This is a genomic window from Aquaspirillum sp. (genome assembly GCF_055136605.1).
The window spans coordinates 64,244-78,945 of sequence record NZ_JBSQVP010000004.1; the positions used below are offsets into that span (position 1 = coordinate 64,244).

Annotated in this window: 14 protein-coding genes; 6 read left to right on the top strand and 8 right to left on the bottom strand. The window is 50.9% G+C overall.

From position 1 onward, the window contains the following. Nucleotides 1-78: 78 nt before the first annotated feature. The 7 genes from gltA to ACTBZS_RS01755 form a co-directional block, all read right to left on the bottom strand. The gene (gltA, locus tag ACTBZS_RS01725) at nucleotides 79-1,368 is read right to left on the bottom strand and encodes a citrate synthase (RefSeq protein ID WP_460430886.1); all 1,290 of its coding nucleotides are present in this window, start codon (nucleotides 1,366-1,368) and stop codon (nucleotides 79-81) included. A gap of 55 nt (nucleotides 1,369-1,423) precedes the next feature. After that, on the bottom strand, nucleotides 1,424-1,687 hold the full coding sequence (locus tag ACTBZS_RS01730) for an FAD assembly factor SdhE (RefSeq protein WP_022653899.1): 264 nt from the start codon (nucleotides 1,685-1,687) through the stop codon (nucleotides 1,424-1,426). Then, a complete protein-coding gene (locus ACTBZS_RS01735; protein ID WP_022653898.1) occupies nucleotides 1,684-2,394 on the bottom strand; it encodes a succinate dehydrogenase iron-sulfur subunit in 711 nt (236 codons plus the stop codon). The genes ACTBZS_RS01730 and ACTBZS_RS01735 overlap by 4 nt, the downstream gene beginning before the upstream one ends. Nucleotides 2,395-2,406: 12 nt before the next feature. Next, nucleotides 2,407-4,179 (bottom strand): succinate dehydrogenase flavoprotein subunit, encoded by a 1,773-nt coding sequence (sdhA, locus tag ACTBZS_RS01740; RefSeq protein ID WP_022653897.1) that lies wholly within the window; start codon nucleotides 4,177-4,179, stop codon nucleotides 2,407-2,409. Next, nucleotides 4,179-4,523 carry a succinate dehydrogenase, hydrophobic membrane anchor protein gene (gene sdhD, locus ACTBZS_RS01745; protein WP_022653896.1) on the bottom strand — a complete coding sequence of 115 codons (345 nt, stop codon included), beginning with the start codon at nucleotides 4,521-4,523 and terminating at the stop codon, nucleotides 4,179-4,181. The genes sdhA and sdhD overlap by 1 nt, the downstream gene beginning before the upstream one ends. Beyond that, on the bottom strand, nucleotides 4,517-4,891 hold the full coding sequence (gene sdhC / locus ACTBZS_RS01750) for a succinate dehydrogenase, cytochrome b556 subunit (protein WP_027405286.1): 375 nt from the start codon (nucleotides 4,889-4,891) through the stop codon (nucleotides 4,517-4,519). Before sdhC ends, sdhD begins: the two co-directional genes overlap by 7 nt. 241 nt (nucleotides 4,892-5,132) lie before the next feature. Further along, entirely contained in the window at nucleotides 5,133-5,888 is a 756-nt protein-coding gene (locus ACTBZS_RS01755) for a GntR family transcriptional regulator (protein ID WP_460430885.1), read from the bottom strand. Nucleotides 5,889-6,239: 351 nt separating this feature from the next. Here ACTBZS_RS01755 and ACTBZS_RS01760 point away from each other — a divergent pair, with 351 nt between their 5' ends. Continuing rightward, nucleotides 6,240-7,229, top strand: a complete 990-nt coding sequence (locus tag ACTBZS_RS01760) for a malate dehydrogenase (protein WP_027405284.1) — start codon at nucleotides 6,240-6,242, stop codon at nucleotides 7,227-7,229. Between the two features lie 90 nt (nucleotides 7,230-7,319). Here ACTBZS_RS01760 and rpsT read toward each other — a convergent pair whose 3' ends face one another. Beyond that, nucleotides 7,320-7,586 carry a 30S ribosomal protein S20 gene (gene rpsT, locus ACTBZS_RS01765; protein WP_460430884.1) on the bottom strand — a complete coding sequence of 89 codons (267 nt, stop codon included), beginning with the start codon at nucleotides 7,584-7,586 and terminating at the stop codon, nucleotides 7,320-7,322. A 126-nt stretch (nucleotides 7,587-7,712) separates the two neighbouring features. Between rpsT and murJ the strand changes: the two genes are divergently transcribed. From murJ to trxA, 5 genes are all read left to right on the top strand, one after another. Next, nucleotides 7,713-9,248: a murein biosynthesis integral membrane protein MurJ gene (gene murJ / locus ACTBZS_RS01770; RefSeq protein ID WP_463043097.1), complete on the top strand. Its 1,536-nt coding sequence runs from the start codon at nucleotides 7,713-7,715 to the stop codon at nucleotides 9,246-9,248. 222 nt (nucleotides 9,249-9,470) lie between these two features. Then, the gene (locus ACTBZS_RS01775) at nucleotides 9,471-11,714 is read left to right on the top strand and encodes an Orn/Lys/Arg family decarboxylase (protein WP_460430882.1); all 2,244 of its coding nucleotides are present in this window, start codon (nucleotides 9,471-9,473) and stop codon (nucleotides 11,712-11,714) included. 82 nt (nucleotides 11,715-11,796) lie between these two features. Continuing rightward, entirely contained in the window at nucleotides 11,797-12,624 is an 828-nt protein-coding gene (queF, locus tag ACTBZS_RS01780) for an NADPH-dependent 7-cyano-7-deazaguanine reductase QueF (protein WP_460430881.1), read from the top strand. Nucleotides 12,625-12,657: 33 nt separating this feature from the next. Continuing rightward, nucleotides 12,658-14,058 carry an L-serine ammonia-lyase gene (locus ACTBZS_RS01785; RefSeq protein WP_463043098.1) on the top strand — a complete coding sequence of 467 codons (1,401 nt, stop codon included), beginning with the start codon at nucleotides 12,658-12,660 and terminating at the stop codon, nucleotides 14,056-14,058. Between the two features lie 113 nt (nucleotides 14,059-14,171). Continuing rightward, nucleotides 14,172-14,543 (top strand): thioredoxin, encoded by a 372-nt coding sequence (gene trxA, locus ACTBZS_RS01790; protein WP_460430879.1) that lies wholly within the window; start codon nucleotides 14,172-14,174, stop codon nucleotides 14,541-14,543. Nucleotides 14,544-14,702 lie beyond the last annotated feature (159 nt).

Below are 14,702 nucleotides of genomic sequence, written 5' to 3' on the forward strand. Positions count from 1 at the left end.
GCTGCCAGCGGCCTGTTGTTTTTGGTGTCGCTGCGATGGTTGGAGGCTGTGATGCAGCCTCCTTCATCACGCTATCGCTTATTTGCGATCGGCGAGAGCGACGTAGTCACGGCGTGGTGCGCCGGTGTAGAGCTGACGCGGACGACCAATCTTCATGGTTGGGTCTGCAATCATTTCAGTCCAGTGGCTGATCCAGCCAACAGTACGAGCTAAGGCAAAAATGGGTGTGAACATCGATACTGGGATACCAATTGCCGACAACACGATACCAGAGTAGAAGTCAACGTTTGGATACAGTTTACGTTCGATGAAGTATTCGTCTTCCAACGCGATTTTTTCCAGCGCCATGGCCAGTTTGAACTTAGGATCGTTGTGCAAGCCCAGTTCGTTCAATACTTCATCACAAGTGCGTTTCATAATGGCAGCGCGTGGGTCCATGTTTTTGTAAACACGGTGACCAAAGCCCATCAGTTTATGCGTTTTGGCTTTCACGCCTTCCATAAAGGCTGGCACGTTTTCGACCGAGCCGATTTCGTCCAACATCTTCAACACAGCTTCGTTAGCGCCACCGTGCGATGGGCCCCACAAGCAAGCGATACCAGCAGCGATACACGCAAATGGGTTAGCGCCAGAAGAACCTGCCAGACGAACGGTAGAAGTCGAAGCATTTTGTTCGTGGTCAGCATGCAGGATAAAGATGCGGTCGAGTGCACGCGCTAACACTTTGTTGACTTTGTATTCTTCGCATGGTGTCGAGAACATCATGTGCAAGAAGTTCTCGGCATAGGTCAAATCGTTACGTGGGTAGCTGAAAGGCAGACCTTTGTTGTAACGGTAGGCTTGGGCTGCAATCGTTGGCACTTTAGCGATCAAGCGATGTGCCGACACTTCGCGGTGGTGAGGATCGTTGATATCCAGTGAATCGTGATAGAACGCAGACAACGCGCCCACCACACCCACCATCACCGCCATTGGGTGTGCGTCGCGGCGGAAACCTTTGTACAGATTTTGCAGCTGATCGTGAATCATGTTGTGACGCATGATTTTGCGGTCGAATTCTGCTTTTTGTTCTGCGTTTGGCAATTCGCCGTTTAACAGCAAATAGCAGCTTTCCAAGAAGTCGGATTCTTCTGCTAATTGCTCAATTGGGTAACCACGGTAGTAGAGCTGCCCCACATCACCATCAATAAAGGTAATCTTGGATTCGCACGAAGCGGTTGCCAAGAAACCAGGGTCGAAGGTGAACATGCCTGTCTTGGCAAAAGACCGGATGTCAACGACGTTTGGGCCCAGTGTGCCTTCCATGATTGGAAAATCTAAGTTCTGGCCGTCGTTATAGGTCAGCGTGACTTTGCGGTTGTTTTCCACAGCATTACTCCCAGTAGTTACATTTGACAGTGCCCCGTCCATGCGGGGCACCTTCCTAAACACGACGCAACATCGCCACAATTTCAGCGAGGTGCGGCGCGTCGACATCGCACTTCTCGTTTACCAGATCAAGCAGATCATTGTCGGGCCAATCTAATAACTCAACATAAGCTGCAAATTGGTCTGGTGTGAGTGCGTCATAGTGTTGGGCGAGAAATCGCGTAATCACAAGATCAAGCTCTAACAAACCCCGACGCGAACGCCAACGTTGTCGCTTTTTCTCAACTTCCGAGATTTCTGCCCGTGCCGAATCGCTCATACTGCGCGCCGTACCATGAGATCTTTGATCTTGCCGATGGCCTTAGTAGGGTTGAGCCCCTTAGGACACACATCGACACAGTTCATGATGGTGTGGCAGCGGAATAAACGATACGGATCGTCTAAGTTGTCCAGACGTTCGTTAGTTGCCAAGTCGCGAGTATCAGCAATAAAGCGATAGGCAGCCAACAAACCAGCTGGGCCGACGAATTTGTCTGGGTTCCACCAGAAAGACGGGCACGATGTCGAACAGCACGCACACAGAATGCACTCGTACAAACCATCCAACTCTTTACGGTCTTCGGGCGATTGCAAACGCTCGCGCTCGGGCGGCGGTGTGTCGTTTTGCACGTACGGTTTGATCGAGTGATACTGTTTAAAGAACTGGGTCATGTCCACGATTAAATCGCGGATGATCGGCAAGCCGGGCAGAGGCCGCAGTTCGATAGGCTGTTTCAAATCTTTCAAATCGGTCAAGCAAGCTAAGCCGTTCTTACCGTTGATGTTCATCGCATCCGAGCCACAGACACCTTCGCGGCAGGAACGACGGAACGATAAAGTATCGTCTTTCACTTTTAACTTCACCAAAGCATCGAGCAGCTTACGATCAGTTTCGTCAGCTTCGATAGCGATGTCTTGCATATAGGGCGCTGCATCCTTGTCAGGATTGTAGCGATAGATGCGGAATTGCAAGGTTGTTGTCGTCATGATCTTGTGCCCTTAGTAAGAACGGGTCTTGAGCGCGATGGTCTCAACCGTCAGTGGCTTCAAGTTGACTGGTTTGTACTCCAGACGGTTATCGTCACGATACCAGAGTGTGTGCTTCAACCAGTTCTTATCGTCGCGGCCATTCGGTGTTTCTGCTGTGTCAGGCGCATCGTCACGCACGTGAGCACCACGCGATTCGGTCCGGTTGTTGGCCGAAATCATGGTGGCTTTGGCGACTTCGATCAGGTTTTCCAGCTCTAACGCTTCGACACGAGCGGTGTTCCACACTTTCGATTTGTCGTGGATGAAGGTCTTTTTCACCATCTCTTCCACTTCCAAAATCTTGGTCACACCTTGTTGCAGCATGTCTTTGAAGCGGAACACACCACAATGTGCCTGCATCGTGCGTTGCATTGCGCTGCGAGCAGCATCCACTTCCACACCGCTAGTTTGATTGTCGAAACGAGCTACACGAGCCAAAGCGCGGTCAACATCAGCAGTGGCCAATTCTGGCAACGATTTAGGTTGTGATTTGATGTAGTCAATCATGGTGTTACCAGACGACTTACCAAATACCAACAAGTCGAGCAGCGAGTTGGTGCCTAGGCGGTTGGCGCCATGCACTGAAGCACACGCACACTCACCGGCGGCATAGAACCCTTCCACCACCTTATCTTCCACCACGACTTCACCTTTGTAGTTAGTCGGGATACCGCCCATTTGATAGTGGCAGGTTGGCACAACAGGAATCGGTGCTTTGATGGGATCCACACCCGCAAACTTGATCGAAATTTCGCGAATACCAGGCAACTTAGACATAATCACATTCGGGTCTAAGTGGGTGATGTCCAGCAACACATGGTCTTTTGCTGGGCCACAGCCACGGCCTTCATTGATTTCTGTCACCATCGCACGCGACACCACGTCACGCGAGGCGAGGTCTTTTGCGTTCGGTGCATAACGTTCCATGAAACGTTCACCTTGCGCGTTACGCAAGATACCACCTTCACCACGCACACCTTCGGTAATCAGCACACCTGCGCCGGCAACACCTGTTGGGTGGAATTGCCAGAATTCCATGTCTTCTAATGGAATCCCTGCACGAGCCGCCATCCCCAAACCATCACCCGTGTTAATAAAGGCGTTGGTTGAAGAAGAGTAGATACGGCCAGCGCCGCCAGTGGCGAATAAAGTCGCTTTGGCTTGGAAAACGTAGATTTCCGAGGTTTCCATTTCCATGGCTACCACGCCTTGCACGCGACCTTCGCTGTCACGCACCAGATCTAATGCCATCCATTCGACAAAGAAATGGGTGTTTGCGCGCACGTTGCGTTGGTATAAGGCATGTAACATCGCATGGCCAGTCCGGTCGGCAGCAGCACAGGCGCGACGCACTGGCTTTTCACCGAAGTTGGACATGTGGCCACCGAATGGACGCTGGTAAATCGTGCCGTCTTCGTTACGGTCGAATGGCATCCCAAAGTGTTCCAGCTCCACCACGACGTTAGGTGCTTCACGGCACATAAACTCAATCGCGTCTTGGTCGCCCAGCCAGTCCGACCCCTTAACGGTGTCGTACATGTGCCAGTGCCAGTGGTCAGCCTCGGAGTTACCCAAGGAAGCCGACACCCCACCTTGTGCTGCCACGGTGTGGGAACGAGTTGGGAACACTTTGGATAAAACGGCAGTCTTCAAACCTGCTTCGGACAATTGCAGGGCGGCGCGCATACCGGCTCCACCCGCCCCAACGATCACGGCGTCAAAATGACGGACAGGTACACTCATTACAGCCCCCAAACAACTTTGATCGAATAAATCAGACAGCCCACCAACCAAACGATGGTGAACAGATGTAAGGCTAAACGTAAACCCACAGGTTTGATGTAATCCATCCACACATCACGAATACCCACCCACACATGCAACAATAGGGCGATGATGGTGGTTTGGGTCAACACTTGCACCCAAGTGGTTTTGAAGAAAGCCTGCCAGCCTTCGTACGTCCCTGGCATAGTCAACAAAAACAACACCAAGCCGAAGGTATAAATGGCCATCACCACGGCGGTAGCACGTTGCATGATCCAATCGCGCAGACCGTAGCGTGCACCTACAACAATACGATTTACCACAGCATACCTCCGATAATGACGGTCAAGGCAAGGCTGACGATGATGACAGTGCGAGCGGTGGAGCGAGCGGTTTGCAGCTCAAGACCTTTGTGGAAGTCCAAAGCCAAAAAGCGCAGGCCGGCACAGAAGTGATGCATGTAAGCCCACAACAGACCCAACAGGATCAGCTTCACCAGAGGGTGAGCGATGACTGTACGGTAGGTTTCGAAGGCTTCAGCAGAACTTAAGGAACCGCCGAGAAGATAAATAATGAAAGGGAGGGTGAAAAAGAGTCCGACACCCGAGATCCGGTGCAAAATCGACACGATGCCAGGCAACGGCAAGCGGATTTTTCCCAGATCAAGGTGTTTGGGGCGTTTCTTCTGCATGGCTTGCATGGAGGTTTCCTTGTGAAACTACACACCTGAACGGTTGACAATACTCCGGGTTACCCCGGAACCGCATCCGGCCGCGGCGGCGCTCGTCGCGACCTGCTTTCCGAACCCCAGCAGATGACTGCTTAGTGATCGAAGGGCCGGATTCTAGCAAAAAACCCGTTTGTCCTCGGGTTTGTTTACCTGTTTTGTCGGCGCGGGGTGTCCGCACAGCCATGACAAAACAAGAAACGCATCACACACTGGGCCGGTAAGCCCAGCGTGTACAGCGACACAGACGATACCGCCACTCTACGGCTTCGCCTGACCAGCTTTCAGCGATTCTGATGATGGCTAGCATTGGAGCTGTGCCATCTTCGGGACGTAAAAGTTGTAAATCTTCTCGTCCCGGTATGACTGCCCGCAACAGTGAAGTCCGAAAGCGAACTCGCATTGCGTGCTGTCGTTCTAACAGTTGATAAAGACTACCTTCATGCTGCCGCAATTGTCGGGCATCAATCCCCGGATAGGGTTCAACTGGACAATAAGCGTCATCCATTGCTATCGGGACCCCTTCGAGTCGCCACAGCTTACGGATCCGATACACCGGTGCGCCGCGCCGCAGACCCAGGCCTTCGGCAATCTCATCTGCTGCATTGACTTTGGAACAACCAATCAGTTCACCGATTGGCCGTTCTGCTTGTTCGGTAAATCCCAGTGGACTGACTAAATCAGCCCCGCCCCACTCGCTGAGGCTCGGCGCAACAAATGTGCCGCGTCCTTGTTGTCGGTACAACCAGCCATCCCGTACCAGATCAGTCAGTGCTTTTCTGACCGTGCCTTGGCTCACCCCAAGCGCGTCAGCTAAATCCCATTCGCTTGGCAAAGCCTCGTGCGGTTGCCATTCACCCTGTGCAATTCGACTCGCCAAATGGTGGTGAATTTGCGCGTAGAGCGGCTGGTAATCTGGTTTCGGAAGTTGCGTCTGTTGTGACATGGCGCTTTTTAGCATTAAATACCCTTCACCGTCCAGATAGGTCTTATATAAGACACAAGATAATTCGCATTTGTTGCGGAAATTTCCACAGTTTGCCCGCACACAAAACCCAGTATCAGTGCTAAACTGCGGCTCGATACCGGACACAGCCCACGGCGCATCTTAGCGTAGATCAACGCCGACTCTCCCTCTCAACGCGGTTGGGTTCATCAGTGGAGGGCGCTGTCCGTGATGGCTTAAATTTCAGGAAACTGATGTTGCAACTCATCTCGTTTGAGATGATGAGCACAGTAACAATCTCTGCTCAAAAAAACGGGCAAGAGAAGATGTCAAACCCTAAGACGCACTGCAATGGAGAAATGCCTCATGAAAGCACCCGTTCGTGTTGCCGTAACCGGCGCTGCCGGCCAAATCGGTTACAGCTTGTTGTTCCGTATCGCTTCTGGCGAAATGTTGGGTAAAGATCAGCCTGTTATTCTGCAATTGCTCGACTTGCCTCAAGCTCAAAACGCTGTCAAAGGCGTGATGATGGAGCTGGAAGATTGCGCCTTCCCGTTGCTGGCCGGTATGGTTGCAACCGACGATCCGAATGTGGCATTCAAAGATGCTGACGTTTGCTTGTTAGTGGGTGCACGTCCTCGCTCGAAAGGCATGGAACGTGCCGACTTGTTGGAAGCTAACGGCGCAATCTTTACCGTTCAAGGTAAAGCGATTGCTGAAAACGCTAAAGAAGACGTCAAAGTGTTGGTGGTGGGTAACCCATGCAATACCAATGCTTACATTGCTCGTGCTGCCGCGATTAAAGTGGGCCGCACCAACCCAGCAAACTACCACGGCATGTTGCGTTTAGACCACAACCGTGCTCTGTCACAGTTGGCTGCCAAAACTGGCCGTGAAGTGTCCAGCCTGAAACAATTGGTGGTGTGGGGTAACCACAGCCCAACGATGTACGCTGACTATCGCTTCTGCACGTCCAACGGCGACAACGTAAAAGCACTGGTCAACGATGCCGTGTGGAATAACGATGTGTTCCTGCCAACTGTTGGTAAGCGTGGTGCTGCAATTATCGAAGCCCGTGGCTTGTCTTCTGCCGCTTCCGCTGCTAACGCAGCCATCGACCACATCCGTGACTGGGTGTTAGGTTCGGACGAATGGGTCACCATGGGTGTGCCTGCACCTGCTGATAACAGCTATGGTATCCCAGAAGGTATCGTGTTTGGCTTCCCATGCAAGTGTGCAAACGGTGCTTATGAAATCATCGAAGGTTTGGAAATCGACGAATACAGCCGTGAGAAAATCAATATCACGCTGAAAGAGTTGACTGACGAAGCTGAAGCTGTGAAGCACATGCTGTAATCATTCGCCAGAATGCGAAAACCCCGACTCGTCAGTCGGGGTTTTTTATTTGCTGCAACAGCGAGGCGCACTGTTGATAGCCGGCTGTGATTAGGCAGCCATGGCCTTGATTGCAGCAGACAAGCGGCTCTTGTGACGAGCAGCTTTGTTCTTGTGGAAGATGCCTTTGTCAGCGATGCTGTCGATTACGCTTGTCGAAGCTTGGAAAGCGGTTTGTGCTGCGGCTTTGTCACCGGCGGCGATTGCTTTTAACACTTTTTTGACTGCGGTACGGAACTGCGAGCGTTGACCAGCGTTAAGTTGGCGAGCGGCTTCGGCTTGACGGGCACGCTTGCGTGCTTGTGCGCTGTTTGCCATGTTGGGATTCTCCTAGGAAGAAAGCAGATATCTGTTAAACAGTCAATTCTAGCTGGCACAGGGTCTTTTTGCAAGAACAGGGGCTTAGGTCTTACCATCTTGGTTTTCTTTTTTGGCCGGTATGCGATGAATCTGCTTAAAGCCTTGTTTACCGTCAGCAGTATGACGTTAGTGTCTCGGGTCTTGGGTTTTGTCCGGGATGCGTTGATTGCCCGCAGCTTTGGTGCAGGGTTGTACACCGATGCTTTTTTTGTTGCGTTTAAGTTGCCGAATTTATTACGGCGGGTGTTTGCCGAGGGAGCGTTTTCTCAGGCCTTTGTACCAGTGTTGGCTGAATACCGTGAACACAAAAATGCACAAGACACTCGACAGTTTCTTTCTTATATCAGTGGGTTACTGACTTTAGCTCTACTGGCAGTGACCTTATTAGGTATCGTGATCGCGCCATGGATTATTTGGATTTCTGCTCCCGGTTTCAGCGATCGTCCCGAAAAATTCGCCCTGACTGTCGATTTGCTGCGACTGACATTTCCCTACATTTTGTTTATTTCTTTGGCCTCTTTGGCGGGCAGTGTATTAAATACGTGGCGGCAATTCTCGATTCCTGCTTTTACCCCGACCTTGCTGAATCTGAGTTTTATTGGCTGTGTGTTGTTTCTCGCACCGTACTTGGAACAACCGGTTTTTGCCTTGGCATGGGCCGTGTTAATTGGCGGCATCGCCCAACTCGCCTTTCAACTCCCTGCATTAGCAAAAATTGGTATGTTGCCGTGGCCGCGCCTTGATTGGCGTGATGCAGCAGTGCGGCGAGTGGTGAAACAAATGGGCCCAGCGATTTTTGGTGTATCTATTAGTCAGATTTCTTTGGTGATTAATACAATTTTTGCTTCATTTTTGGTGTCTGGCAGCGTGTCTTGGATGTATTACGCTGACCGTTTAATGGAGCTACCCACGGGTGTGTTGGGGGTGGCCTTGGGGACAATTTTATTGCCTTCCTTATCAAAGCATGCGGCAAATGCTTCGGCAGAATCTTTCTCTGCGTTGTTGGATTGGGGGCTGCGTTTGTCGTTGTTATTGGCGTTACCCTCGGCAGTGGGGTTGGCTGTATTAGCCAAACCGTTGATTGCCACATTATTTATGTATGGCGAGTTTTCATGGCATGACACCGATATGACGGCATGGGCGTTGATGGCGTATGCCGTTGGTTTGGTTGGACTGATTTCGGTCAAAGTGCTAGCCCCCGGCTTTTATGCCCAAAAAGACATTAAAACGCCCGTCCGCATTGGCATCATCACCTTAGCCGCCACGCAGTTGCTCAATCTCTTGTTGATTCTGCCCATGCAACATGCTGGTTTGGCATTAGCCATCAGCCTTGGGGCATGTCTCAATGCACTATTGCTGCTGCGGCAACTGTTAAAGCGGAATATGTATCGACCCCAACAAGGTTGGTTAGGATTTACAGTAAAAATCGGCAGTGCGTTGGCGGTGATGGCAGGGGTATTGTTGGGCTTGCAGGCACTGTTGCCTTTTGATTGGCAAGCAGCGGCATGGCAGCGGGCTTTGGCATTAACCTTGTTGATTGTGGCTGGCGGGGCCAGTTATTTCATCGCCTTATTTGCTCTCGGTTTCCGCCCTCGCCAGTTTATGCGACGCGAGCAATGAATCTGAGCCAAAAAACCATTATTTTCCCATAGAAAACACCGCAATTTTTATCCCACAGCGCGGCGCTGGCGCGTACAATCGCCGCGCTACGGCCGCCACCGCTGTACTGCGTGTCGTATCAATGCAAGATAGACGTCATCTTGGCGCGACATACTGCTTGCCTTGTCCCTTGTTTTTTACCGTGCAACCCCGTTGGTTGCCCTTGAGTCAGGTTAAAACGCCATGCGCTTTCAGTTTCCCATCATCATCATTGACGAAGATTTTCGCTCGGAGAACACCTCTGGCCTCGGTATTCGCGCCCTTACCAAAGCGATTGAAGACGAAGGCATGGAAGTCTTAGGTGTCACCAGTTATGGTGATGTGTCTTCGTTTGCTCAACAGCAATCGCGAGCTTCGGCTTTTATTTTGTCGATTGATGATGAAGAGTTTTTGTCGCCCGAGGCCTCGCAAATTGCTATCAGCAGCTTGCGTACATTCGTCGAAGAAATTCGTTTTAAAAATGCCGATATTCCAATTTTTCTGCATGGTGAAACCCGTACCAGCAGCCACATCCCTAATGATGTGTTGCGTGAGTTACATGGTTTTATTCACATGTTTGAAGACACGCCAGAATTTATTGCCCGTTATGTCGTGCGTGAAGCGAAAGCCTATTTAGACACATTAGCCCCGCCGTTCTTCCGTGCCCTGACGCATTATGCGCAAGATGGCTCTTACTCTTGGCACTGTCCCGGTCATTCCGGTGGGGTAGCATTTTTGAAATCCCCTGTCGGGCAGATGTTTCACCAGTTTTTTGGTGAAAATATGCTGCGTGCGGATGTATGTAATGCAGTGGATGAATTGGGCCAATTATTGGATCACACCGGCCCAGTGGCAGCCTCCGAACGTAATGCAGCGCGAATTTTTAACGCCGATCATTTGTTCTTTGTCACCAACGGTACTTCGACTTCCAACAAAATTGTTTGGCACTCAACGGTTGCACCGGGTGATATCGTGGTGGTGGATCGCAACTGCCACAAATCGATTTTGCACGCGATTATGATGACCGGCGCTATCCCTGTGTTTTTAACGCCGACGCGTAACCACTACGGGATTATCGGCCCGATTCCGAAATCGGAATTTAGTCCAGAGACCATTCGCCGCAAAATCGAAGCCAACCCGTTTATCCTCGACAAACAGGCCAAACCACGCATCCTGACCATTACCCAAAGCACCTATGATGGCGTGCTCTACAATGTGGAAATGATTAAAGAGATGCTCGATGGTGAGATTGATACGCTGCATTTTGATGAAGCGTGGCTGCCACATGCTGCTTTCCATGATTTTTATGGCGATTACCATGCGATTGGCGAAGAGCGTCCCCGTTGCCGCGAATCAATGGTGTTCTCCACCCAATCTACCCACAAGCTGTTAGCTGGTCTGTCTCAAGCCTCACAAATTTTGGTACAAGATGCACAAAATACCGCGCTTGACCGCGATTTGTTCAATGAAGCGTATTTGATGCACACCTCAACCTCGCCACAATACGCAATTATTGCCTCGTGCGATGTGGCGGCTGCGATGATGGAAGCCCCCGGTGGCCCAGCTTTGGTGGAAGAATCTATTGCGGAAGCCCTGAATTTCCGCCGTGCCATGCGTAAGGTTGATGCCGAGTTGGGTGAGTCGTGGTGGTTTAAAGTGTGGGGCCCAGCTGATTTGTCAGAAGAAGGGTTGGAAGAACGTGATGCTTGGATGTTGAATGCAGGTGAGCGTTGGCATGGCTTTGGCGAGCTGGCCGAAGGCTTTAATATGCTCGACCCAATCAAAGCCACGATCATCACCCCCGGTTTGGATGTCGATGGTGAATTTTCCGACCGTGGCATTCCCGCCGCGATTGTGACCAAGTATCTGTCCGAACATGGGATTATTGTTGAGAAAACAGGTCTGTATAGCTTCTTTATCATGTTTACCATCGGCATTACCAAAGGTCGCTGGAATACCATGGTCACTGAGTTGCAGCAGTTCAAAGACGACTATGATCGCAACTTACCGTTATGGCGGGTGATGCCAGAGTTTGTGGCTAAACATCCTCGTTATGAGCGCGTTGGTTTGCGTGATCTGTGCCAACAAATTCATGCGGTTTACCGTGAAAAAGATGTGGCGCGACTGACAACAGAAATGTATCTGTCGGACATGGTGCCCGCGATGCGCCCAACGGATGCTTTTGCCAAAATGGCGCACCGCGAGATTGATCGGGTGCCGCTGGATGAGTTAGAAGGCCGTGTGACAGCAATTCTGTTAACCCCTTATCCTCCGGGAATTCCGTTATTGATTCCAGGGGAACGCTTTAACCGTACGATTGTCGATTACCTGAAATTTGCTCGTGAGTTTAACGAGCGTTTCCCTGGGTTTGAGACTGATATTCACGGGTTAGTGAAAACCGAGGTTGACGGCGTATTTGGCTATTACGTCGATTGCGTCCGCGATTAAATCCATTGATGAGATAAAGTGAAACAGCGCGGTGATCTACCGCGCTGTTTTTGTTTGATGATTGGTATGATGAGGTAACACCATGGCGCGACCCGAAGCATCGCCATTAGGCAAAAACACCGACTATATTGAGCATTACGCTCCTGAATTATTGTTTCCCATTCCACGCCAAGATAAACGCGATGAATTGTTGATTGACAGTCAAGCCTTGCCCTTTTTTGGCACCGATTTTTGGACGGGGTATGAAGTCTCTTGGTTGAATCTGAAAGGCAAACCACAAATCGCCATTGTGCGCTTTGCGATTCCTGCTGATTCGCCCTATTTGATCGAGTCAAAATCATTCAAGCTCTATCTCAATAGCTATAACCAAACCAAATTGCCGGATGTGGCAACCCTGCAAGCGCAGCTGGCATTGGATATCGGCAACGCTTGCGGTAAGCCGGTGCAAGTCGAAGTGTTTGCACCGCGACAGTTTTCACAATTTATGCTGGCTGAGCTCGAGGGTGAGAGCTTGGATGAACAAGATATCGAGATTGCAAGCTATGACCCACAACCCGAACAATTGCGCGTCTCGGCTGAAACCGTGGTCACAGAAACCCTGTCATCGCAGTTGCTGAAGTCAAATTGTTTGGTCACTGGACAGCCGGATTGGGGCAGTGTGCAAATTCACTATCATGGCCGACAAATAGACCGTGAGAGCCTGTTGCGTTATCTGGTGGGGTTCCGCCAACACAATGAATTTCACGAACAGTGTGTGGAAAGAATTTTTATCGACATCTGGCGTGCTTGTGCACCAACAAGGTTAACCGTCTATGCGCGTTATACCCGCCGAGGTGGGCTGGATATTAACCCTTTACGCAGCAACGACCCGACATTTTTCCCTAGCCTTGCCCGCACGGCGCGGCAATAATATTGCTCTTTTTCTTTGCTAAAGGGGTGGATGATGGCAATCAGCGTGTTTGACTTATTTAAGATCGGCATTGGCCCCTCCAGTTCTCACACGGTGGGCCCGATGCGGGCAGCCAAACAATTTATCCACCGCCTGCAGCGCGAACAGCGGCTAGGCGAGGTGGCACAGGTTAAGGTTGAGTTATTTGGATCCTTAGGTGCCACGGGTAAGGGTCACGGCAGTGATACAGCGGTGATGTTGGGTTTGTTGGGAGAAAATCCGGACACGACCGACCCCGATTTAGCCCCACAACGCATTGCCGAGATTCGCCAACAGCAACAATTATGGTTAGCAGGTACACAGGCGATTCGTTTTGTTGAAAGCGAACATTTACAACTACATAAACGCAAAAGCCTGCCGTTTCATCCAAATGGGATGCAATTTTTCGCTTACAACAGCAGCGGCGAATGCCTTGCTCAACGTACTTTTTATTCGGTTGGCGGCGGTTTTATTGTGGATGAGGCGGCTGTTGCCGATGGTTTTACCCCGCCTACGGCTGAAGTTTTACCCTACCCGTTTCGCACAGGACAAGAATTGTTGGCACTCTGTCAGCAACACCAGATGAGCATGAGCCAAATCATGTGGGAAAATGAAAAGGTGTGGCGTTCGGAAGACGAGATTCGCCAACAACTGCTCGCCATCTGGCAAGTGATGCAGGGTTGTGTGCGACGTGGCTGTGAACGTGAGGGCATTTTGCCGGGGGGAATGAAAGTCAAACGCCGCGCCGCCGATCTCTACCGCCAATTACTGGCCCGTCCCGAAGCGGCTCTCACCGATCCGCTAACGGTTCTCGATTGGGTGAATTTATATGCTTTGGCAGTCAATGAAGAAAATGCTGCCGGTGGGCGTGTGGTGACAGCCCCGACTAATGGCGCGGCGGGGATTATCCCTGCGGTATTGCATTACTACAGCCGTTTTGTGCCACAGGCTAACGATGAGGGCGTGATTCGTTTCTTACTGACTGCGGCGGCAGTGGGGATTTTGTTCAAGCTCAATGCGTCGATCTCTGGCGCGGAAGTTGGCTGTCAGGGCGAAGTGGGGTCGGCCTGTTCGATGGCGGCGGCGGGGCTTACTGAGGTGTTAGGTGGTACACCGGCGCAAGTTGAAAATGCTGCTGAAATTGCAATGGAACATAACTTGGGCTTGACCTGTGATCCTGTTGGCGGGTTGGTTCAAGTACCGTGCATCGAACGCAATGCGATGGCCTCGATTAAGGCGATTAACGCGGCACGGATGGCTTTGCGGGGCGATGGTGAACACTTTGTCTCACTGGATCGTGTGATTAAAACCATGCGCGATACCGGACGAGACATGAGCAGCAAATATAAGGAAACTGCGCGCGGGGGGTTGGCGGTCAACGTGGTAACGGTGCCAGTCAATATCGTTGAGTGTTGAGTGTTGAGTGCGGCTATCTCAACGATTGTGAAATTCAATCGCAACCTTTGCTTGTATTGCCTGTGCTTGCCATCAGTTCTAAACGTGAATTTTTGGTCCGAAAGGGGACGGTAATGGCTGTTATTGAACTGACTGCTGCTGATTTCGAGCAAGCAATTCAACCGGATAAAACGGTAATTATTGATTTTTGGGCACCGTGGTGTGGCCCTTGCCGCAGTTTTGCCCCAACTTTTGCGGCGGCGGCAGACAAACACCCCGATATTGTGTTTGCCAAGGTGAATACCGAACAAGAGGAAGCATTGGCTGCTGCGTTCAACATTCGCTCTATCCCAACGCTGATGGTCTTCCGTGAGCAAGTGATGTTGTATAACCAAGCTGGTGCCTTGCCAGCATCATCGTTGGAGCAGTTGATTACGCAAATTCGTGCGATTGATATGGCAGAAGTGCACAAGGAAATTGCAGCAAACCAAGTCAAAGACAGCTAGTCCTGCGCTATTTTCCACTAGAGGGGTCGTGATCGACCCCTTTTTTATTCCACAAAACTCAACTCATTTGTTTTTGGGTCCCAATCTACAGTCATCGGTTTTTGAGTGTAGTAGTATCGTTCATCCAAAACGGCAGCATTGAAGACTGTCTCTTATACA

Bases quoted from the DNA above. Each gene is read 5' to 3' on its own strand.
- rpsT (WP_460430884.1), bottom strand. From the start codon at position 7,586: ATGGCAAACAGCGCACAAGCACGCAAGCGTGCCCGTCAAGCCGAAGCC.
- murJ (WP_463043097.1), top strand. From the start codon at position 7,713: ATGAATCTGCTTAAAGCCTTGTTTACCGTCAGCAGTATGACGTTAGTG.
- ACTBZS_RS01775 (WP_460430882.1), top strand. From the start codon at position 9,471: ATGCGCTTTCAGTTTCCCATCATCATCATTGACGAAGATTTTCGCTCG.
- sdhC (WP_027405286.1), bottom strand. From the start codon at position 4,891: ATGCAGAAGAAACGCCCCAAACACCTTGATCTGGGAAAAATCCGCTTG.
- ACTBZS_RS01755 (WP_460430885.1), bottom strand. From the start codon at position 5,888: ATGCTAAAAAGCGCCATGTCACAACAGACGCAACTTCCGAAACCAGAT.
- ACTBZS_RS01735 (WP_022653898.1), bottom strand. From the start codon at position 2,394: ATGACGACAACAACCTTGCAATTCCGCATCTATCGCTACAATCCTGAC.
- ACTBZS_RS01760 (WP_027405284.1), top strand. From the start codon at position 6,240: ATGAAAGCACCCGTTCGTGTTGCCGTAACCGGCGCTGCCGGCCAAATC.
- queF (WP_460430881.1), top strand. From the start codon at position 11,797: ATGGCGCGACCCGAAGCATCGCCATTAGGCAAAAACACCGACTATATT.
- trxA (WP_460430879.1), top strand. From the start codon at position 14,172: ATGGCTGTTATTGAACTGACTGCTGCTGATTTCGAGCAAGCAATTCAA.
- ACTBZS_RS01785 (WP_463043098.1), top strand. From the start codon at position 12,658: ATGGCAATCAGCGTGTTTGACTTATTTAAGATCGGCATTGGCCCCTCC.
- sdhA (WP_022653897.1), bottom strand. From the start codon at position 4,179: ATGAGTGTACCTGTCCGTCATTTTGACGCCGTGATCGTTGGGGCGGGT.
- ACTBZS_RS01730 (WP_022653899.1), bottom strand. From the start codon at position 1,687: ATGAGCGATTCGGCACGGGCAGAAATCTCGGAAGTTGAGAAAAAGCGA.